Raw genomic sequence first — 19732 nt, 5'->3', positions numbered from 1 at the left:
GGCTGTTGCTGTTGCTTCGGCTTTTGCCATTGATTCGGCAGGTGCAGGGCGCAGCCCTGCCCGCCCCAACCTCACACCGTGATGGTCTGGGTCAGCGACTCCCAGGTCGGTGGCAGCGGCCACGCTGCGGCCTGGTTGCCATCCAGCACCCGCCGCAGGTCGCGCGGATCAATCTGTGGGGCCAGCACGTGCACCAGTTCCAGCGCGTAATCACGCAGCACGCGGTCGCGCGGCAGCACCGCCCAGGCGATGCACTCGCTGATCGGATCCGGCGCCGGCCACGACCTCAGGTCTTCGTCATTGGAACTGACCGCCATCTCGGCCAGCAGGCCTACGCCCAGACCCGTGCGCACATAGGTCTTGATCAGGTCGGCATCGAGCGCGGTCAGCGCCAGGTCGGGCACCAGCCCATTGGCGACGAAGGCGCGTTGCAGGGACGAGTTAGGGCGGGTCGAGGATTCGTAGCTGATCAACGGCTGCCGGGCCAGCGCGGCCAGGTCCGGTGCGCGGCCGGCGCGGTCCAGCGGATGGCCCTTGGGTACCACCACCAGGCGTCGCCAGCGGAACAGCGGCACCGCGATGCCATCGGTGGGCTCGCCGCCTGCGGTGCTGATGATGGCGATATCGGCGTCGCCCTGGTTCAAGCGGTCCAGCGCGTCGGTTTCACCGGCCTGCTGCAGGTGCACGCTGACCTGCGGGTAGGCCTGCTTGATCGCTGCCACTGCCGGCGGCAACACGAAGCGCGCCTGGGTGTGCGTGGTGGTCAGGATCAGCTGGCCCTGGCTTTCGCGCCGCTGGTTCGCCGCGTACGTACGGATGTTGTTGGCTTCGGCCAGCACCGCGCGGGCACGCGCGATGACTTCGGTTCCGGCCGGGGTAACCGACTCCAGGCTGCGCCCCTTGCGCACGAACAACAGGAAGCCGAGCTCGTCCTCCAGCTGCTTGAGCTGCTTGGACAGTCCGGGCTGGGTCGCGTGCACGCGCGAGGCGGCCAGCGTGATGTTCAGCTCGGCGTCGGCGATGGCTACCAGGTAGCGCAGCTGGGTCAGCGTCATGGGCAGGCAGGCGGCATGGGGCGGAAGTCCACTCTAGGGTCAATTGCCGTCACCAGCTTATAACCAAAGGTTGTTTAAGAAAGGCATCTGGTCATTTCCAGGCGTCATATGCCGGCGCTACGGTCAGCCGGCAGCCGCTGGCCTGAACGGCCAGCCCTCCCCTCCTTTGCCCGCCGTAACCCGGTGCGGCCCCGTTTCCGGAGCGCTCCCATGGCCCTGTACGACTCCATCCTCGATACCGTCGGCAACACCCCCATCGTCAGGCTGCAGCGCCTGGCGCCGCCACAGGTCAGCGTCTACGCCAAGGTCGAGTCGTTCAACCCGGGCGGCTCGGTGAAGGACCGCCTGGCGCTGGCGATCATCCTCGATGCCGAAGCACGCGGCCTGCTCAAGCCGGGCGACACGATCGTGGAGGCCACCTCGGGCAACACCGGCGTGGCACTGGCGATGGTCGCCGCCGCGCGCGGCTACAAGTTCGTGGCCACCATGGTCGAAACCTTCTCGGTCGAGCGTCGCAAGCTGATGCGTGCCTATGGCGCCAAGGTGATCCTGACCCCGGCTGCCGAGCGTGGCAGCGGCATGGTGCGCAGGGCGGCCGAGCTGGCCGAACAGCACGGCTGGTTCCTGGCCAGCCAGTTCGCCAACCCGGCCAATCCGGCGTATCACCGCAACACCACCGCTGCCGAGATCCTGCGCGACTTCGCCGGCAGGCGACTGGACTACTTCGTCAGCGGCTGGGGCACCGGCGGCACGCTCACCGGCGTGGGCGAAGTGCTGAAGGTGGCACGTCCGCAGACCCGTATCATCGCTACCGAACCGGCCGGCGCCGCCCTGCTCAAGGGGGATGACTGGAAGCCGCACAAGATCCAGGGCTGGACCCCGGATTTCGTGCCGGACGTGCTCAACCGCGACGTGGTGGATGAACTGGTCTCGGTCGAAGATGATCGCGCGATCGCCACCGCGCGTCGCCTGGCCGCCGAGGAAGGCATCTTCGTCGGCATCTCCGCCGGCGCCACCGTGGCCAGCGCGCTGGACATCGCTGCCCGCGCTGAACCGGGCTCGGTGATCCTTGCGATGCTGCCGGACACCGGTGAACGTTACTTCTCCACGCCGCTGTTCGCCGATGTGAACGAAGGATCCGACGACGACTGGCTGGCCGGCCTGCCGTAACAGCCGGGGTCAGAGCCTTTTCCGTTCGGAAAAGGATCCGACCCCTTCCCGCTTCAGCCTGCGTGAAGGCGTTGCCCGCCATCGTGCGCGAAGGCCGTTGGATCGCAGCGCGTGAGACGGTCATGACGCAGTATCGATGCCCTGTCCCCTAACGTGGGAACAGCCGGCGCAGATGCTGCGCGGATCACCTCACAGGCAGGAGACGGACGCATGAAGATCGAGGTTTGGCAGGGCGACATCACGACCCTGGCGGTGGATGCGATCGTCAACGCGGCCAATGAAACGCTGCTCGGTGGCGGCGGTGTCGATGGCGCCATCCATCGTGCGGCCGGCCCCGCCTTGCGGGCCGAGTGCGAGCGCTTGCCGGAGCTGCGCCCGGGCGTGCGTTGCCCGACGGGTGAAGTGCGCGCCACCGGTGCCCATGCGTTGCCGGCGCGCCATGTACTGCACACGGTGGGCCCGGTCTGGCACGACGGCCAGCGCGATGAACCGGCGTTGCTGGCCAACTGCTACTGGAAGTCACTGCAGCTGGCCGAATCACTGGGCGTGCAGTCGATCGCGTTTCCGGCCATCAGTTGCGGTGTGTACGGCTACCCGCTGTACCAGGCCGCGCAGATCGCGGTGACCGAAACACTGGCGTGGCAGCGCAGCCATGCGCAGCCGATGCGCATCGTGCTGGTGGCGTTCAATACCGCGACGGCCAAGGCCTACCAGCAGGCGCTGAGCGCTGCCGGGCAAAGCGCGGACAGCGAACCGCGCGGCTCGCTGCTGCCGCCGCTGGGCGATGCGGGCTTCGCCGCCGCGCACTGAATCCGGCGGCCAGCGTCAAGCAAAAGGCCGGGCATTGCCCGGCCTTTCCTGTAGCACCGTTGTCCACACTCCCACGGAGTGTGGAACACGTTCAACGGCTGGCAGCTTCCACCGCGGCGGCATCATCGGCCACAGCAGCGGCGGCGTCGGCAGCGGCACTTGCCGCCGAGGCCGCAGCCTCGTCGGCGCTGGCGCCGTCCACCTGCACGCGCACTTCCACCATGCCCGCGCCGTTGCTCAGGCTGGACACCTCGACGGTGTAATGACCAGCCGGCAACGCTTCTTCCAGGCGTGCGTTGGTATCGTTGCCACCGTCATCGTCGGTCAGTTCGACATCGCCGCCAACCACGCGCAGCACGGTATCGAGCTGGCCGGAGATCGCATCCAACCGCACATTGGTCGGACGGTCCAACGTCAGCAGGAAGCGGCGGACGCCATCGTTGTCGAGCATCGTGTACACGCTGCCGGACTTCGGCAATGCGGTGCCGTCGCGGTCGACCAGGTTGCCCGGCACCTCGATGCGCTTGGCCGACAAGGTGAACATGCCACTGACGCCGTCGCCCAGGCCGCGCGCGGTCAGCGTGTACTTGCCCGGCTTCAGTGACAGGGTCAGGCGCGAGTTGGTGCTGTCCCCGCCATCATCGTTCTCGGCATCCACGCCCTGGCCCGACAGCTTCAGCACAGGATCGAAGACATCCGACACCAGGCGGATCTCGTACAGGCCGGCCTTGTCCACCTGCAGGGTGTAGTCCTGGGGACCACCGGCCAGCATGTCGACGATCTCGCCGCTGCCCGCCAGCGGCTTGCCGTCGTACGGCACCAGCTTCTCGGCACGCAGGCGGTACGGGCCGTAGTCGGTCGAGCCGTTGGCGTTGACCGCCACCTGGTAGGTGCCGCCACCGTTGGCACGGAAGGCCAGCGAGACGTCGCCTTCGCGCTCGTAGCCGGTGTTGCTGCTGGCCACCAGGCTGCCGTCGTTGAACACGGCAATCGAGCCGCTCAGCGAACCGGTCAGCTTCAGTCCGACCAGTTGCTTGTCTTCCAGCTTGATCTGGTAGAGCTGGTGGTGGCTGCCGTCGTTGTAGTTGATGCCGCTGCGCGAGGTGATCTCGCCGGATACCGGCTTGTCGAAATCAAGCGACGCGGCCTTGCCCGCATCCGCGCCGCCGCCGATGCGGTTGCAACCGCCGGCGACCAGGACCGTGGCGACGGCCAGTGTGATTGCTGCCAAACGCATGTTGTTTCTCCTTGGCCTTCCATGTGGTTCCCACGCACCGGCCGGGCGCATGGGGGCGGAAAAGATACCCGCAAAAGCAAACGCCGGCGTGATGCCGGCGCTGCCTTGTTCATCCAGCAATGGGACGGATCAACCGTTCCACTTGCCCAGCGCTGCCAGGCCATTGTCCCTGGCGCGCTCGTACACGGTCTTCTGGGCAGCAGCGTAGTTGCCCTTCATGTCCTTGGCCCACAGCTTCAGCGCGGCCTGCTGCATGGCGCGGCCGTAGGAGAAGCTCAGCGGCCACGGCAGGTTGCCCAGCTGGTTCATCGCGTTCAGGTGCTCGGTGGACTGCTCGTCGCTCTGGCCACCGGACAGGAACACCACGCCCGGCAGGATCGCCGGCACGGTGCTCTTCAGGCACATCACGGTCGACTCGGCCACTTCCTCGACGTCGGCCTGCTCATCGCAGCCCTTGCCGGAGATGACCATCGACGCCTTCAGGATGGTGCCTTCCAGCAGCACGTTCTGCTGGTACAGGGCGTCGAACAGCGAACGCAGGGTGGCTTCGGTGACTTCGTAGCAGGTCTCGATGTCGTGATCGCCGTCCATGATCACTTCCGGCTCGACCATCGGCACCAGGCCGCATTCCTGGCACAGCGCTGCATAGCGGGCCAGCGCATGGGCGTTGGATTCGATGCAGGTGCCCGACGGGATGCTCTCGCCGATGTTGATGACCGCACGCCACTTGGCGAAGCGCGCGCCCAGCTTGTAGTACTCCTGCAGGCGCTCACGCAGGCCATCGAGGCCTTCGGTCACCAGCTCGCCCGGGCAGCCGGCCAGCGGGTGCGCACCCTTGTCCACCTTGATGCCCGGAATCATGCCGTGGTCGGCCATGTACTTGGCGAACGGCACGCCGTCCTTGGTCGACTGGCGAATGGTTTCGTCAAACAGGATGGCGCCGGAAATGTGCTCGTTGAGCTTCGGCGTGGTCAGCAGCAGCTCGCGGTAGGCGCGACGGTTCTCCTCGGTATTCTCGATACCGACGCCGGCGAAACGCTTGGCGATGGTAGCGGTGGATTCGTCGATCGCGATGATGCCCTTGCCCGGGGCGACCATGGCCTGGGCGGTTTCAGCCAGCTGTTCGATGCTCATGTATTTCCTGTGGCGGGTGCGGGAAAAACACAAGTATAGCCCTGCGGCCCGTCGCCTCGCCGTGGAGGACAGGATGGAAACGCTTCCAATGTCCGCAGCGGACACGCCGTGTCCTGCCGTCGGGGGTCAGGGCCCCCGCGGGGATCTGACCCCGGGGTCGGATCCGCAACGCGGCGCCGGCCCCAGGGCAGCATCACTTACAGGTCGCCCAGGCCGATGGCGCGGCCGTCCTCACCCACTTCCAGCAGGCGCAGGGTATTGGTGGCACCGTGGGTTTCCATGTGCTCGCCACTGGTGAACACGACGCGATCACCGGCCTGCAGCAGTTCCGATTCCACCAGCAGGCGGATGCTGCCGCGCGCGGCTTCGCGCGGGGTCAGGCCGCGGCTGTCGAAGTTGATCGGGAACACATCGCGCATCAGCGCCATCTGGCGACGCGCGCCGTCATGGCGGGTCACCGCGAACACCGGCGCCTTGGCGCGGAAACGCGACAGGTAACGTGCGGTGCCACCGGATTCGGTCATCGCCACGATCGCGCGCACGCCCACGTGCTGCGACAGGAACATGGTGGCCATGGCAATCGCCTGGTCGGCACGTTCCAGGTTGCGCGGCGACGCGTTGAAGTCGGTCTCGGTCTGGAACTGGCGCTCGGCACCCAGGCAGATGCGTGCCATCGCCTCCACGGCCTTGACCGGATAGGCGCCAGCGGCGGTTTCCGCCGACAGCATCACTGCGTCGGTGCCGTCGATGACCGAGTTGGCCACGTCCAGCACTTCGGCGCGGGTCGGGATCGGGCTTTCCACCATCGACTGCAGCATCTGCGTGGCGGTGATCACCACCTTGTTCTGCGCCAGCGAGGCCTTGATGATCTTCTTCTGCAGGCCCGGCAGCTCGGCATCGCCGATTTCCACGCCCAGGTCGCCACGGGCGACCATCACCACGTCGCTGGCCTCGACGATTTCTTCCAGGTTCTCGATTGCCTCGGTGCGCTCGATCTTCGACACCAGCGCGGCATCACAGCCGTGCGAACGGGCGATGTCGCGCGCATCGTTCATGTCCTGCGCATTGCGGCAGAACGACACGGCGATGAAGTCCACGCCGATCTTGGCAACGATGCCGATCAGTTCCTTGTCGCGCTCGGTCAGCGCACCCAGCGAGAGGCCGCCCCCCTGCTTGTTCAGGCCCTTGCGGTCGGACAACACACCATCGTTGAGCACGGTGTTGACGATACGGTCGCCCTGCACTTCCACCACCTGCAACTGCATCAGGCCGTCGTCGAGCAGCAGCACATCACCCGGGCCGACGTCCTGCGGCAGGCCAAGGTAGCTCACGCCCACCTCGCTGGCAGTGCCCGGGCCGGCGTTCTCGCTGGCGATCAGGTCGAAGCGGTCGCCCGCCTTCAACTGCACCTTGCCTTCGGCGAAGCGCTCGATGCGGATCTTCGGGCCCGGCAGGTCGGCCAGGATGCCCACTTCCACGCCCACGCGCGCCGCAGCGGCACGCACTTCGGCGGCACGCTTGGCCTGGCCGGACGGATCGCCATGGCTGAAGTTCAGGCGCACCACGTTGACGCCGGCGCGGAACAGATCCTCCAGCACGCCCGGCGGGTCAGTGGCCGGACCGAGGGTGGCAAGGATCTTGGTGCGACGCTGACGCTCGAACATGGTGGATGGGCCTCTCCCGATAAAGAACGGAAATTAGCACATCCTTCACGCCGCATGTATACGGTTACAGCCTTGTGCCGCCTGACTTCGCGGGTCATGGAGCGGACATCGCCCGGACATACGCTGGCGCAGGGGGGCGGTTCTGTGGAGCCGAGCATGGGCTCGGCTCCACAGGAGGCTAGGCCAGCAGCGTTTCCAGCTGCGTCGGCTCACGTGCCAGCTGGCTGGCACCGGCTTCCGTCAATTCCGCCTCTCCGCCGAAGCCCCACAGCACGCCGACACTACGCAGGCCGTGGTGGCGCGCGCCTTCGATGTCCATGCGCCGGTCGCCGATCATCCAGCACTGTGCAGGCTGCACCTGCAGCCGGCGCAGGGCCTCGCCGACCAGTTCCGGCTTGTGGCTGCGCGAGCCATCCAGGGTTGAACCGACGATCTCCTCGAACAGCCCACCAAACGGCAGGTGGGCGAGGATGCGGCGCGCGTGCGGCTCGTTCTTGGCGGTGACCACCGCGAGCCGGTGTCCACGGCCATGCAGCGTGCGCAGCGTGCCTTCCACCTGCGGGTAGACCGTGTGCTCGCGCCAGCCTTCGACGTCGAAGCGCTCCCGGTAGTAGCCCACCGCCTGTTCCACCCGCGCCGGTTCGACGAACAACGGCGCGAAGGTGGTGCGCAGCGACGGACCGATCCAGCCCAGCAGGGTTTCCTGCGGCGGCACCGGATGGTCCATCTTCTGCAGGGCATAGGCGATGCAGGCGGTGATGCCCACCTGCGAATCGATCAGCGTGCCGTCGAGATCGAAGAACAGCACATCCTTGCCGCGCTCGGCACTCATGCGCCGCGCGCGTCGAGTGCGGCGACAGCCGGCAGGGTCTTGCCTTCCAGGAATTCCAGGAACGCACCACCACCAGTGGAGATGTAGCTGACGTCGCCGGCGATATCGAACTTGTCGACCGCGGCCAGGGTGTCGCCACCGCCGGCGATGGAGAACGCCTTCGAGCTGGCGATCGCGCGGGCCAGCGCTTCGGTGCCCTTGCTGAAGGCCTCGAACTCGAACACGCCGACCGGGCCGTTCCAGACCACGGTGCCGGCCTTCTCGATCAGCTGCGCGTACTGCGCGGCGGTCTGCGGGCCGATGTCCAGGATCAGGTCGTCTTCGGCAACGGCATCGACCGCCTTCACTTCGGCAACGGCGTCGGGCAGGAACTGCTTGGCGGTGACCACGTCAACCGGCAGCGGAATGTCGGCGCCGCGTGCCTTGGCATCGGCCACGATCTTCTTCGCGGTGTCCAGCAGGTCCGGCTCGTACAGGGACTTGCCGACGTTGTAGCCAGCGGCGGCGATGAAGGTGTTGGCGATGCCGCCACCGACGATCAGCTGGTCGACCTTGCCAACCAGATTGGCCAGCAACTCCAGCTTGGTGCTGACCTTGCTGCCGGCGACGATGGCCAGCAGCGGCTTGGCCGGTGCATCCAGCGCCTGCGCCAGCGCGTCCAGCTCGGCCATCAGCAGCGGGCCACCGGCCGCGACCGGTGCGAAGCGGATGACACCATGGGTGGAAGCCTGCGCACGGTGCGCAGTACCGAAGGCATCCATCACGAACACGTCGCACAGGGCCGCGTACTTCTTCGACAGGGCCTCGTCGTCCTTGCCCTCGCCGACGTTCATGCGGCAATTTTCCAGCAGCACCAGCTGGCCCGGCTGCACGTCGACGCCGTCGACCCAGTCGCGCACCAGCGGAACTTCGCGGCCCAGCAGCTCGGACAGGCGCTGGGCGACCGGTGCCAGCGAATCGGCCTCGCTCCACACGCCTTCCTTCGGGCGCCCCAGGTGCGAGGTGACCATCACCGCCGCGCCCTGCTCCAGCGCGCGCTTGAGCGTCGGCAGCGAAGCGGTGATGCGCTGTTCGGAGGTGATGCGGCCATTCTCGATCGGCACGTTCAGATCCTGGCGGATCAGCACGCGCTTGCCGGAGAGGTCGAGGTCGGTCATGCGGACAATGGACATGGGCAACTCTTTGGCTCGGGGACGGGATGCCGGTCTGCGGCAGACGGCCATTGTATCGGGTGGCGATGCCTGCGGCAGGCAGAGGCGTACGGCAACAGCGAACTGCAACAGCCAAAGCGCTGGCGCTTCTTGGTGCTGAGGGTGAGCCGGGGTGCTGTGGGGTGGCAGGGGGCCAGATCAGTCAGCCGCATGGATGCGGCTGCCAAGCCTCCATGGACGGATTCACGGCGTCCCCCACGAACCCACCCCGCCCGGCCAAGCGCGGCTTTTGCTTTTGCTTTGCACGACCAACCCCACCCACGAGGGGCTGCGCCGTTCGCCGGAACCTACGCCGAAGGCGCCGGCTTCTGCCGCAGCAGGCTGACCGCCAGGCCGCCAACGACCAACACACCCAGGCCCAGCAACGCCCACAGCAACCACGATTTCCAATCGCGCTGCGGCTTCAGTGCTGCATCGCCGGCCAGCGGCTCCGGGCTGCCTTCCAGTCGCGCCAGTGTCGGCTGCCACGATGGATCGTTGCGCTGCCGAAGTTCCTCGATCAGCACCCCGATCGGCGCGTCCGTGCGGCGCGCGGTCGCGCTGCCCACCGCCAGTGCGTAGGGCGCCGCACCCTGGCTCAGGAACACCAGCACTTCCGGCTGGTAGCCCAGGCGCAGCGTCGGCGCGGTGGCAGATTCCGCCGGATTCGCCACCAGCTTCCAGTAGCGGTCGCGGTGCACGCTGCCCAGCGGCTGTGCCGCCGACTGCTGGCGCTGGCCCTGCGTGCCCTGTTGCACCTGGTAGGCGATCCACGGCGCGCTGCGACGTTGCCATTCCGCACTCTCGTCATCGCGGCTGAACAGCGTCCATTGCACCAGGCTGTTATCGGTGCTGGCGACATCGGCACGCGCCACCGGGAACCGGCCATCCATCTCGAAGGTGTACTCGCCCTTGCCCGTCGACGTCGGCTCCAGCGACAGCCACTCCCAGGGCAGCGTGGCCGGTGCTGGCGGCAGTTCCGCCAGTACGCCGCGCAGGGTCGGCAGGCGCGAATCGCCCTGCGCCAGGATGCGCAGGTAGCGTGCAGCGCCGTCCACCTGCAGGCGGCGCTGCAGCAGGCGCTTGCCGGCGCGCTGCAGATCCACCAGCGGCACGTCGCGGCCAATCGATCGCCAGTGCTGCAGGTCGTCACTGGCATCCAGCTGCACCTGCACCTGCAGCGGCTGGCCGCTGTCGGTCCAGTCCAGCACCAGTGCCGCCAGCGGCTGCTGATCGAGCATGCTGGCGTCGATCAGCCAGCCGCCCTGCCCGCTCGCCGCTGCCCCGCCACCCACCCGCGCTTCGACCCGGCGCACGCGCCCATCGGTATCGCGCTCGGTCAGCAGCTGCAGGTCGTTGCGCTGTGCATCGGCCAGCGGCGGCAGCACGAACCACGGCAGTTCACGCTGCACCGGCGACTGCGCCAGCGGCTGGTCCGGCGCCAGCAGTGCCGACGGCAACAACTGGCTGGCCGCGTTGAACACCTGCAGATCGCTGAGATCGGCGGTTACGGCACGGCGATAGATCGCCGGCTCCAGCACGATACGGTAGGCACCGGACTGCGCACTGGACAATGTAAGCGGCCATTGCTCGGCATACTGCGTGCGGTAATCAGCCGCCTGTACCGCGACGGCGGCCAGCATGCCGAACATCGCCGGCAGCAGCGCCCTGCTCCACTTCCTCATTGCTTTTCCTCCACGGTCGGCGCCGCGCTTGGCGGTGCCGGTGCCAGATAACCCACGACCGTGCACAGCAGGCCGTAGGCGATGAACGATGCGATGCCCAGCAGGTTGCCCAGATGCTGGCGATCGACAATAACCAGCTTGGCCAGCACCACGCCCATCAGCACGGCACCGACCATCCACAACACACGCTGGCCGCGACGCGAACCCCACACCCAGGCAATCACACCCAGCACGCTCCACAACACGGTCAGGCTGGTCTGCGCCAGGCTGAAGCGCATCATCGACGCATTCCACGCCAGTCCACCCCATTGGTGTACGCCATGCAGCACCAGGCTGGTCAACGCGAGGAAGGCCGCCAGTGCCAGCAGCGGCATGCGGATGTTCAGCAATGCCTGCGGTGCCTCACTGCCGTACAGCCAGCGCGCCAGCAGCAGCAGGCTCAGCCACTGGCCGATCTCGGCCGGATTCAGCACCGGCAGCCACAGCAGCGGTGCGGCGTCGCCCGGCAGCAGCTGACCCAACAGCCAGCCGATCGCCAGCAGGCCGAACAGCACGCACTGCAGCGGGACGCGCACGCTGTCGAAGGCCGTGCCCAGCGGCCAGCGCAATGCGTTCCAGCGCCACAGCGACAGCCCCGCCATCAGCAGCCACGGCAAGGTCACCAGCAGGGTCGTCCAGCCCTGCGCCAGGCCGGCCTCGCCACCACCCCACAAGGCCAGCAGCGAAAGCAGCGACGGCCACAGCAGCCACCACAGGAACTGCGCGATGCGGGCCATGGTATCGCCGCCCTGGCGCAGGCACAGCAGGGTCCGCACGCCCAGCACCGCGAACACCGCCCAGGCCAGCGCGCCATGGCCGGCGAACGGCTGGTGGTGTGCATCGCTCTGCATCAGGGCCAGCGGGAAGCCCAGCGCGAGCATGGCCAGCGCAGTAACGCCCAGCGCACGCGCCGGCTGGCGACGCTGCGCTTCGGCCGCCAGCCAGGCAGTGACTGCGGCCAGCACCAGCAACGCGTCCACTTCGGTGCGGTACGGGAAGAAGCGGGTGATCTCATGGACCAGGCCGCCCAGCCACCACAGCAGGCCCCACAGGTAATACACCAGTGCGACCTCATGACGCGGCCTGCGCTGGTAGCTCCACGCCGACGCGAAGCCGGCCAGGGCCAGCAGCAGCGCGCCAATGGCGGTCGGGTTGATCAGGAAGCGCAGGTCTTCGTGCCAGTGGTCGCCGCCAGCAACGAAGGCGAATGCGGCGCCGATCTGCAGCAACGCGCCGGAGACCTGCGGCAGCCAGCGCTTCTGGCGCAGCCCCAACCACGCCAGGCCAGCACCTTCCAGTGCAAACACGGCGCCGGTGGCGCGCGCCGACAATGCCAGCGGCACCGCCAGCGTGGCAAACCCCACCGCCAGCACGGCATGCGACTGCGCCAGCACGGTGTACGACGCACGTGCGATCAGCGCCCGGGCCAATACCGCGTAGATCGCCGCCAGGCCCAGCGCGCACAGTGCCAGCGTCATCGGTTGCGCGTGCAGCATGCCTGCCTGCAGCGAGAACGCGACCAGCGGCGTGCCGAACACCAGGCTGCCATCGATCAGGTCACGGCGGCCGGCCGGCTGGCGACGCGCGTACAGCAGCGGTATCAGCAGGTAGAACACGAAGAACAGCGCCAGGAACGGCTCGGTGCTGCTGAACTTGTCCGGCGCGTACTGCAGCACGCCCCAGAAGGTGCCAATGCCGAAGGTGAAGGCGAAACCCAACAGGTTCAGCGCGCGCCAAGGCCGGAACCAGGCGATGGCGAAGATGCCCGCGTTGAGCACGGCGTAATAGCTGAACAGCCCCACGTGGTTGCCACTGCCGGTGGACAGCCACAGCGGTGCCATGAAGCCGGCCAGGATGCCCAGCACGGCCAGCGTGCGCGAGTTCTGCACCACCGCCAGCACGCACAGCCCGGCCACCAGTGCGATCGAACTGGCAAAGGCAAAGGCCGGCGGAATCAGGTCGAAGCGCTTGAACGCCGCGAAGATGGTCAGCAGCAGTACGCCGATGGCACCGCCCTGCAGCGCCAGCGCAAACAGCCGCCGGCGTTCGCGCTGGTGCCAACCGAAGGCCAGCAGGCCCAGCGCAGCCACGGTGATGCCGGCCAGGCGCAGTTCGATCGGCAGCACCAGCCAGCCCTGGTCGCTGACGTACTTCAGCAGCGCAGCGACACCGGCCAGCAGCACCAGCATGCCGATCTTGACCGGCACGTTGCCTTCGGTGAACCAGCGTTTGACCGCACCGATGCCACGCTCGATCACGTTGGGCAGTGTCGGTTCGGAAGGCAACGGCGGCTGCACCGGCACCGGCGGCACCGGCGGTGGCGCAGCAGGACGGGGGAGAGGCACCCCGGTGGGCGTGGCTTCGCGCACCGGTGGCTGCGTGGGCTGAGGCGCAGCAGCCGCGGCCGGCCGCAGGAACGGTGGATCGGCGCTGGCAGCAGGTGCGGCCACAGGCCGTTCAGGCGCGGGTGCGGTGGCGGCCGGCCTGACGGCGGCCGGCGCGGCGGCCATCGCGCTTTCCAGCGCAGCGACGCGGCGACGCAGGCCGGCAATCATCACCAGCGCGACCACCAGCAACAGCGGGATGGCCAGAAGAACCAGTACGACCAGGGCTATCAGTGCTTCCATTGCGTGCTTCCAATGCGATCCCGCGCCCCAGCGGCGGCGGTCGACCGCCCCATGCTACGACAGGGTGGGTCCCATAAACGACGAACCCCGGCCAGGCCGGGGTCCGTCTTCGATCTACGCCGGCCTTACTTGGCGGCGATGACCTTGGCCATTTCCAGGCACTTGTTGGAGTAGCCCCACTCGTTGTCGTACCAGGTCACCAGCTTGACGAAGGTGCCGTCCAGGGCGATACCGGCATCGGCGTCGAACACCGAGGTGCAGGTTTCGCCGCGGAAATCGGTGGCCACCACCTTGTCTTCGGTGTAGCCGAGGATGCCCTTCAGCGCGCCTTCGCTCTGTGCCTTCACTTCAGCGCAGATCTCGGCGTAGGTGGCTTCCTTCTCCAGCTCGACGGTCAGGTCGACCACCGACACATCCGAGGTCGGGACGCGGAAGCTCATGCCGGTCAGCTTCTTGTTCAGTTCCGGGATGACCACGCCGACGGCCTTGGCCGCACCGGTGGACGACGGAATGATGTTCTCCAGGATGCCACGGCCGCCGCGCCAGTCCTTGTTGGACGGGCCATCGACGGTCTTCTGGGTGGCGGTGGCCGCATGCACGGTGGTCATCAGGCCGCGCTTGATGCCCCACTTGTCGTTGATGACCTTGGCCAGCGGAGCCAGACAGTTGGTGGTGCACGACGCGTTGGAGATGATCGCCTCGCCGGCGTAGGTCTTGTCGTTCACGCCGTACACGAACATCGGCGTGTCGTCCTTCGACGGGGCCGACATGATGACCTTCCTGGCGCCGGCATCGATGTGCTTCTGTGCGGTTTCCTTGGTCAGGAACAGGCCGGTGGCTTCCAGCACCACGTCGGCGCCGACTTCGTCCCACTTCAGGTTGGCCGGGTCGCGTTCCTGGGTCAGGCGGATCTTCTTGCCGTTGACCAGCAGGTCGTTGCCCTGCACCGCCACATCGGCCTTGAAGCGGCCGTGCACGGAGTCGTACTTGAGCATGTAGGCCAGGTAATCCGGCTCCAGCAGATCGTTGATGGCCACGATTTCGATGTCGTCGCCGAAGTTCAGCACCGCCGAGCGCAGGACGTTACGCCCGATGCGACCGAAACCGTTGATACCAACCTTGATTGCCATTTCTCAAGCTCCTGCGGCCGCGACAGGTGCGGCGGGATGGATAGGGCCCACAAGTCTAGCAAACCGCCGCTGGCCACCGTGGGCCAGCCGGGCCCCCCGGCCGGCCCACGGACAGGATTTGATCCGGATCAAAGCGTTAGCGCGGCGTGAGGCCGAGACTGTCGCCATCCACCCAGCAACGAGAACACCCCCCATGCGCAAGACCTCCCCCCTGATCGTGGCCAGCCTGGCCGCCGCCCTGTCCCTCGCCGCCGCCCCGGCCATGGCCCAGTCCAAGGGCGACTGGACCGTTTCGGCCGGCGTGCACCAGGTGGCACCGAAGTCGAACAACGGCTGGCTGGCCGGCGGCACCCTGAAGGTCGACGTCGACAACGACATCAAGCCGACCATCACCGGCGAGTACTTCATCGCTGACAACCTGGGCATCGAAGTGCTGGCCGCGCTGCCGTTCAAGCACGACATCAACATCAACGGCCTGGGCCGCGTCGGCAGCACCAAGCAGCTGCCGCCGGTGGTGACCCTGCAGTACCACTTCAACAGCAAGGGCAAGGTGTCGCCGTTCGTCGGTGCGGGCGTGAACTACACCACCTTCTTCAGCGAAGACACCACCGGTGCATTGGCCGGCAGCAAGCTGAAGCTGCAGGATTCGTGGGGCCTGGCCGCGCATGCGGGCATCGACTTCGCGATCGGCGAGAAGGGCGCGCTGCGCGTGGACATGCGCTGGATCGACATCGACAGCAAGGTGAAGTTGAACGGCGAGAAGATCGGCACCGTCAACATCGATCCGCTGGTCTACGGCGCTTCGTACGTCTTCAAGTTCTAAGCGGTGTGTTGCACGCGGGGGCGTCGCCCCCGCTCCCCCGCGCACGCAAAACCCTCGCAGCATGTTGCCCCGGTGATTGCCGGGGCTTTTTTGTTGCGCGAAAAGCACCGGCTTCTGCAATTGGGTGGAGCGGGTGGGCTGATCGGGACACGCCGTAAATACGTCCCTGTAGGCTCGATCGCCGCATCCATGCGGCGAACGGTCCCGATCAGCCCACCCGCTCCACCCTTCCTATCTGCGCGCGCGTGCCAGCTCAAGCAAAGGCAAGAGCAGAACCCGTGCATCCGAGGCGCAATGATTGCCTGTAATTGCAGGAGGCCGATTTTGATCCTGCATTTGTTTTTGATGTTGCCTTTGACGTTTGCATCCGCCTTCGCGGCCATGTTGGATGGGGGCTGCAGGGGCAGGCAGCCCTAAGCAGACAGGAACGCGCCGCTCTCCAATCCATCTCCCCCCGCTAGAATGTGTGCATGAAAGCCCTGCACTCCCTGTTCCTCGCCGCCGCCCTGGCGCCGGCCCTGCTGTCCGTCTCCGCCCCCGCCCATGCCTGGGGCGCGCAAGGCCACCGCCTGGTTGCCGAAGTCGCCGACGCCCGCCTCAACCCCGCCGCCCGCGCCGAAGTGGACCGCCTGCTGGCCACCGAAGCGGACGCCACCCTGGCAAGCATCGCGCCGTGGGCCGACCAGCTGCGCGCCAAGGACCCCGGCCTGGGCCGCCGTTCGGCCGGCTGGCACTACGTCAACATCGCCGAAGACGGCTGCCACTACGAAGCACCGAAGCACTGCAGGAACGGCAACTGCATTGTCGAGGCCCTGAAGGCACAGAGCGCCATCCTGGGCGACCGCAGCCTGACCGATGGCGAGCGCCTGCAGGCACTGAAGTTCGTCGTGCATCTGGTCGGCGACATCCACCAGCCGATGCATGCCGGTTACGCTCACGACAAGGGCGGCAACGATTTCCAGCTGCAGTTCGGCAACCGCGGTACCAACCTGCACTCGCTGTGGGACAGCGGCATGCTCAACACCCGCAAGCTGGACGATGCCGGCTACCTGCCGGTGCTGCAGGGCCAGCGCGCGCCAAAGCTGGCGCGCCAGTCCAACCCGCAGCGCGACCCGCAGGCCTGGGCCGAAGCCAGCTGCCGCATCTCCATACAAGCTGGCGTTTATCCGGCGTCGCATAAAATCGGTGACGAATACACCGAGCGCTACCGGCCGCTGGCCGAAGCGCAGCTGCGACTGGCCGGTGAGTACCTGGCGCAGTTGCTGAACCGCGTGCTCGGCACGCGCTGAGGAGAGTTCCGATGCCGGTCCAGGTGCAGTCGTTCTTCCACCGTGACAGCAATACCTTCAGCTACCTGGTCAGCGACCCGGCCAGCGGTGAGGCGGCGCTGATCGACCCGGTCCTGGACTACGACCCGGACACCGACGCCAGCAGCGAATCACCGCTGCGTGCGGCATTGCAGGCCATCGAACGGGAGGGCCTGCAGCTGCGCTGGCTGCTGGAAACCCATGCCCATGCGGACCATGTGTCGGCCGGGCGCCGGCTCAAGCAGCGCTTCCCGCAGGCCACGCTGGCCATCGGTGAAGGCATCCGCGCAGTGCAGGCCACGTTCGCGCCGCGCTATGGCCTGCAGCTTCCGGCCGCCGATGAGATCTTCGATCACCTGTTCAGCGACGGCGAAACCTTTGCCATTGGCGAGCTGCAAGGACAGGTGATCGCCGTGCCCGGCCACACCAGCGACAGCATCGCCTACCTGATCGGCGATGCGCTGTTCACCGGCGACTCGCTGTTCATGCCCGACGGCGGCACCGCCCGCTGCGACTTCCCGGGCGGTGACGCTGCACAGCTGTACCGCTCAATCCAGCGCCTGCTGGCCCTGCCCGATGCCACCCGCGTGTTCGTCTGCCACGACTACGGCCCGGGCGGCCGTGACTTCGCCAACGAAACCACCATCGGCGAACAGCGCGCGCACAACATCCACGTGCACGACGGCGTGGCCGAGGCGGAGTTCGTCAGCGTGCGCCAGGCCCGCGATGCCACGCTGGAAGAACCGAAGCTGATGCAGCCGGCGGTGAAGGCCAACATCCAGGGCGGAGCCTGACGCTCGTGTCTGCGCGCGCCGGGGCAGAACCCGGCGTTCCCGGTTTACATCACGGGCCACGAACGTTCATTTTCCCTGCGTACGCACCACGTGCTGGCCCTTCACGATCTCGAAGGTGAAGGCGTACTGCAGGGTGACCGCCACCGGCTCGACGCGCTCGGCGCCCCGGCAGTCACCGCGGTCAGCGGGTACCTCGCCAGCGGCGAAGTGGCAGACCGCTGCGGACGCGTACTTCCACATCGCCACGGCCTCCTGCGCAGCCTCGATCAGGGGCGCATTCTCGCCCGCAGCACCTGCCGCGCACTCCGGACGATCGGTCAATGGCAGGCTTCGCTCCACGGCGCCATTGGCATCAACCACCACCTGCAGGCAGATCGTGGTCGGCGCCAGTTCCGCGCGCGGGTCGCGATCACCGACCTCCGGGTCCGGTGCCGCGTACAACTGCGGCATCCGGTAGCCTTCGGTCGCACCCAGCGAATACGCCTGCGACTGTCCACCGCCGCTGCCCGCCTGCGGCTGCAGGCGCTGATGGCCGACATTTTCGCTGCGGGTATCCGCCGTGGTCAGGCGGTCCTGGCTCGCACACCCCACCAGCAGCGCTGCCGCCATGATCAGCGGCATGGACTTCATTGGGTGTCCTCGGTGTTGTCCATGGCGAACGTGATCGGAATCTTCACCGCCGCTGCAACCGGCTTACCGTTCTTCATCGCCGGCCGATAGGTCCAACTGCGTGCCGCAGCGATCGACACCGCGTCGAACACGCCCGGATTGGTGGCACTGAGCACGCGGACATCGCTGGGACGCCCCTGCGCATCCACCTCCACGCGCAGGTTCACCACGCCTACCTGGCGCTGCTCGAACGCGGATTTTGGATAGGACGGCGGTGGCATCCTGTCGACCTGGATCGGACGGTCCAGCCCAGCCTTGGCCGCATCTTCCTCAGCGTGCTCGAACGGCTCGACACCGATCCCCGGGCTCCCGGCCGCGCCGCCCTGGCTGGCCCATGCCACCGCCCCCATGCCCACACACAACCCGACCACCAGCACCTGCCCGGACACCCACGGCAATGCCTTCCGCTTGGACTGCTTCAACATGGCGATACGCTCCTTCAACACGGGTTGGCTGCGCCAATGGCAGACCGCGGGCGCAACCGGGTGGACCAGCTGCGCCTTCAGCAGCGTGCTGGCGTAGAGGCCGCGCAGCGCCGGCTGCGGGGCCATGGTGCGGGCGTCGCAGGCCAGTTCCTGGTCGCGCAGGAAGCGGCCCGCGGCCCACGGCTGAAGCGGGTGGAACCAGAACACCGCGCGCACCAGCAGCAGCGCACCGTTGGCCCAGTGATCGCCATGACGGTGATGGCTGCGCTCGTGCTGCAGGATCAGCCCCTGTTCCTGTGCGCTGAACTGTTGATCGAAGTCCGGGCCAACCACGATTCGCGGCCGCCACAGGCCAACCAGTGCTGGCAGGCCTGGGTCACCACTGGCCTGCCAGCTGCCATCGGCGCGCGGCTTCAGCGGGCCCATGCGCCGTTCGAAACGACGCTGTGCGCGCAGGTCGCGCAGCAGGCAGATGCCCATGCCCAGCGCCCAGGCCAGCAGCAACAGCGGTGCCCATGGCAGCGACGGCCCTGCCAGTTCGTTCACCACCCCTGGCTCGACTTTCAGCGGCACTGTCGGCACGTGCTGCAACAGCGCAGCCTGCGGCAATGGCAGCAGCAAGGTCACCAGCAGCATCGGCAACAACCACCAGCTGCGATAGGCCAGCCCAGCGCCCCCCATCCACATCAGCAGCGGACGCAGCACGGCCAGCAGGATCACCCCCATGGCCAGCCACACGCTTGCCTGCCACAGTCCACCGAGCAGCTCAGTCATGATCCAGCTCCTGGATCAGCTTCTTCAGTTCGGCGATGTCCTGTGCGCTCAGCTGGCCGCGTTCGCTGAAGTGCGCCACCAGCGGCGCCACGCGCCCTTCGAAGACACGGCCGATGAAGTCCTGGCTCTGCGCCTCCACCCACGCCTGGCGCTGCAGCAGCGGCCGGTACAGATAGCGCCGGCCATCGCGCTCGGCGGCGATCGCGCCCTTGGTCAGCAGGCGGTTGAGCAGGGTCTTGATGGTCGGCTCGGCCCAGTCGCGGTGGGCCAGCGCGGCCACCACGTCATCGGCGCTACGCGGTGCCTGCTGCCACAGCACCTCCATCACAACGGCTTCGGCTTCGCTGATCGGGCTCATGATTTACAT

17 protein-coding genes are annotated in these 19732 nt (G+C 67.3%); 5 read left to right on the top strand and 12 right to left on the bottom strand.

Features of this window, described 5'->3' with window-relative positions; genetic code table 11:
* Positions 1–71 precede the first annotated feature (71 nt).
* Complete coding sequence (locus tag KXV01_RS14850; protein ID WP_111096993.1) at positions 72–1055, bottom strand: LysR family transcriptional regulator; 984 nt, start codon at positions 1053–1055, stop codon at positions 72–74.
* A 210-nt stretch (positions 1056–1265) separates the two neighbouring features.
* Between KXV01_RS14850 and cysK the strand changes: the two genes are divergently transcribed.
* A complete protein-coding gene (gene cysK / locus KXV01_RS14845) occupies positions 1266–2225 on the top strand; it encodes a cysteine synthase A (RefSeq protein WP_049413161.1) in 960 nt (319 codons plus the stop codon).
* 210 nt (positions 2226–2435) lie between these two features.
* Positions 2436–3035: an O-acetyl-ADP-ribose deacetylase gene (locus KXV01_RS14840; RefSeq protein ID WP_049413164.1), complete on the top strand. Its 600-nt coding sequence runs from the start codon at positions 2436–2438 to the stop codon at positions 3033–3035.
* 91 nt (positions 3036–3126) lie between these two features.
* On the opposite strand, the gene KXV01_RS14835 is transcribed toward KXV01_RS14840, so the two are convergent.
* From KXV01_RS14835 to gap, 8 genes are all read right to left on the bottom strand, one after another.
* Positions 3127–4272, bottom strand: a complete 1146-nt coding sequence (locus KXV01_RS14835; protein ID WP_049413166.1) for a hypothetical protein — start codon at positions 4270–4272, stop codon at positions 3127–3129.
* A gap of 129 nt (positions 4273–4401) precedes the next feature.
* Complete coding sequence (locus KXV01_RS14830) at positions 4402–5406, bottom strand: class I fructose-bisphosphate aldolase (protein WP_005418861.1); 1005 nt, start codon at positions 5404–5406, stop codon at positions 4402–4404.
* Between the two features lie 197 nt (positions 5407–5603).
* Positions 5604–7070 carry a pyruvate kinase gene (gene pyk / locus KXV01_RS14825; protein WP_005418863.1) on the bottom strand — a complete coding sequence of 489 codons (1467 nt, stop codon included), beginning with the start codon at positions 7068–7070 and terminating at the stop codon, positions 5604–5606.
* Between the two features lie 178 nt (positions 7071–7248).
* A complete protein-coding gene (locus KXV01_RS14820) occupies positions 7249–7902 on the bottom strand; it encodes an HAD hydrolase-like protein (RefSeq protein WP_049440206.1) in 654 nt (217 codons plus the stop codon).
* A complete protein-coding gene (locus tag KXV01_RS14815; protein ID WP_049413170.1) occupies positions 7899–9074 on the bottom strand; it encodes a phosphoglycerate kinase in 1176 nt (391 codons plus the stop codon). Before KXV01_RS14815 ends, KXV01_RS14820 begins: the two co-directional genes overlap by 4 nt.
* A gap of 326 nt (positions 9075–9400) precedes the next feature.
* Positions 9401–10777 (bottom strand): DUF3999 domain-containing protein, encoded by a 1377-nt coding sequence (locus tag KXV01_RS14810; RefSeq protein WP_049410587.1) that lies wholly within the window; start codon positions 10775–10777, stop codon positions 9401–9403.
* A complete protein-coding gene (locus KXV01_RS14805; protein ID WP_111096779.1) occupies positions 10774–13443 on the bottom strand; it encodes a DUF2339 domain-containing protein in 2670 nt (889 codons plus the stop codon). Before KXV01_RS14805 ends, KXV01_RS14810 begins: the two co-directional genes overlap by 4 nt.
* A 125-nt stretch (positions 13444–13568) precedes the next feature.
* Positions 13569–14573 carry a type I glyceraldehyde-3-phosphate dehydrogenase gene (gene gap, locus KXV01_RS14800; RefSeq protein WP_049410592.1) on the bottom strand — a complete coding sequence of 335 codons (1005 nt, stop codon included), beginning with the start codon at positions 14571–14573 and terminating at the stop codon, positions 13569–13571.
* 193 nt (positions 14574–14766) lie between these two features.
* On the opposite strand from gap, the gene KXV01_RS14795 reads away from it, so the two are divergent.
* The 3 genes from KXV01_RS14795 to KXV01_RS14785 all read left to right on the top strand — a co-directional run bounded on the left by KXV01_RS14795 (position 14767) and on the right by KXV01_RS14785 (position 17497).
* On the top strand, positions 14767–15396 hold the full coding sequence (locus tag KXV01_RS14795; RefSeq protein WP_111096780.1) for an OmpW family outer membrane protein: 630 nt from the start codon (positions 14767–14769) through the stop codon (positions 15394–15396).
* A 470-nt stretch (positions 15397–15866) separates the two neighbouring features.
* Positions 15867–16685, top strand: coding sequence for a S1/P1 nuclease (locus tag KXV01_RS14790; RefSeq protein ID WP_111096781.1), 819 nt, complete (start codon positions 15867–15869; stop codon positions 16683–16685).
* A gap of 11 nt (positions 16686–16696) precedes the next feature.
* Positions 16697–17497 carry an MBL fold metallo-hydrolase gene (locus tag KXV01_RS14785; protein WP_099486089.1) on the top strand — a complete coding sequence of 267 codons (801 nt, stop codon included), beginning with the start codon at positions 16697–16699 and terminating at the stop codon, positions 17495–17497.
* Positions 17498–17563: 66 nt separating this feature from the next.
* Here the strand turns inward: KXV01_RS14785 and KXV01_RS14780 are convergent, their stop codons facing one another.
* From KXV01_RS14780 to KXV01_RS14770, 3 genes are read right to left on the bottom strand one after another with little or no spacing between them, the layout of a single operon-like run.
* Positions 17564–18127 carry a hypothetical protein gene (locus KXV01_RS14780; RefSeq protein WP_099486091.1) on the bottom strand — a complete coding sequence of 188 codons (564 nt, stop codon included), beginning with the start codon at positions 18125–18127 and terminating at the stop codon, positions 17564–17566.
* Positions 18124–19365: a TonB family protein gene (locus tag KXV01_RS14775; protein WP_263467893.1), complete on the bottom strand. Its 1242-nt coding sequence runs from the start codon at positions 19363–19365 to the stop codon at positions 18124–18126. Before KXV01_RS14775 ends, KXV01_RS14780 begins: the two co-directional genes overlap by 4 nt.
* Positions 19358–19723 (bottom strand): BlaI/MecI/CopY family transcriptional regulator, encoded by a 366-nt coding sequence (locus tag KXV01_RS14770; RefSeq protein WP_049410615.1) that lies wholly within the window; start codon positions 19721–19723, stop codon positions 19358–19360. Before KXV01_RS14770 ends, KXV01_RS14775 begins: the two co-directional genes overlap by 8 nt.
* Positions 19724–19732 lie beyond the last annotated feature (9 nt).

It is taken from the genome of Stenotrophomonas sp. Ps181 (assembly GCF_025697425.1).
In the GTDB taxonomy this organism is placed as follows: Bacteria; Pseudomonadota; Gammaproteobacteria; order Xanthomonadales; family Xanthomonadaceae; genus Stenotrophomonas; species Stenotrophomonas sepilia.
This window is presented reverse-complemented; position numbering and strand designations above follow the sequence as displayed.

Excerpts from the sequence above, each read along its gene's own strand:
- KXV01_RS14810 (WP_049410587.1), bottom strand. The coding sequence starts at position 10,777 with ATGAGGAAGTGGAGCAGGGCGCTGCTGCCGGCGATGTTCGGCATGCTG.
- gap (WP_049410592.1), bottom strand. The coding sequence starts at position 14,573 with ATGGCAATCAAGGTTGGTATCAACGGTTTCGGTCGCATCGGGCGTAAC.
- pyk (WP_005418863.1), bottom strand. The coding sequence starts at position 7,070 with ATGTTCGAGCGTCAGCGTCGCACCAAGATCCTTGCCACCCTCGGTCCG.
- cysK (WP_049413161.1), top strand. The coding sequence starts at position 1,266 with ATGGCCCTGTACGACTCCATCCTCGATACCGTCGGCAACACCCCCATC.
- KXV01_RS14835 (WP_049413166.1), bottom strand. The coding sequence starts at position 4,272 with ATGCGTTTGGCAGCAATCACACTGGCCGTCGCCACGGTCCTGGTCGCC.
- KXV01_RS14840 (WP_049413164.1), top strand. The coding sequence starts at position 2,436 with ATGAAGATCGAGGTTTGGCAGGGCGACATCACGACCCTGGCGGTGGAT.
- KXV01_RS14780 (WP_099486091.1), bottom strand. The coding sequence starts at position 18,127 with ATGAAGTCCATGCCGCTGATCATGGCGGCAGCGCTGCTGGTGGGGTGT.
- KXV01_RS14775 (WP_263467893.1), bottom strand. The coding sequence starts at position 19,365 with ATGACTGAGCTGCTCGGTGGACTGTGGCAGGCAAGCGTGTGGCTGGCC.
- KXV01_RS14830 (WP_005418861.1), bottom strand. The coding sequence starts at position 5,406 with ATGAGCATCGAACAGCTGGCTGAAACCGCCCAGGCCATGGTCGCCCCG.
- KXV01_RS14770 (WP_049410615.1), bottom strand. The coding sequence starts at position 19,723 with ATGAGCCCGATCAGCGAAGCCGAAGCCGTTGTGATGGAGGTGCTGTGG.
- KXV01_RS14790 (WP_111096781.1), top strand. The coding sequence starts at position 15,867 with ATGAAAGCCCTGCACTCCCTGTTCCTCGCCGCCGCCCTGGCGCCGGCC.
- KXV01_RS14795 (WP_111096780.1), top strand. The coding sequence starts at position 14,767 with ATGCGCAAGACCTCCCCCCTGATCGTGGCCAGCCTGGCCGCCGCCCTG.
- KXV01_RS14820 (WP_049440206.1), bottom strand. The coding sequence starts at position 7,902 with ATGAGTGCCGAGCGCGGCAAGGATGTGCTGTTCTTCGATCTCGACGGC.
- KXV01_RS14850 (WP_111096993.1), bottom strand. The coding sequence starts at position 1,055 with ATGACGCTGACCCAGCTGCGCTACCTGGTAGCCATCGCCGACGCCGAG.
- KXV01_RS14815 (WP_049413170.1), bottom strand. The coding sequence starts at position 9,074 with ATGTCCATTGTCCGCATGACCGACCTCGACCTCTCCGGCAAGCGCGTG.
- KXV01_RS14785 (WP_099486089.1), top strand. The coding sequence starts at position 16,697 with ATGCCGGTCCAGGTGCAGTCGTTCTTCCACCGTGACAGCAATACCTTC.
- KXV01_RS14805 (WP_111096779.1), bottom strand. The coding sequence starts at position 13,443 with ATGGAAGCACTGATAGCCCTGGTCGTACTGGTTCTTCTGGCCATCCCG.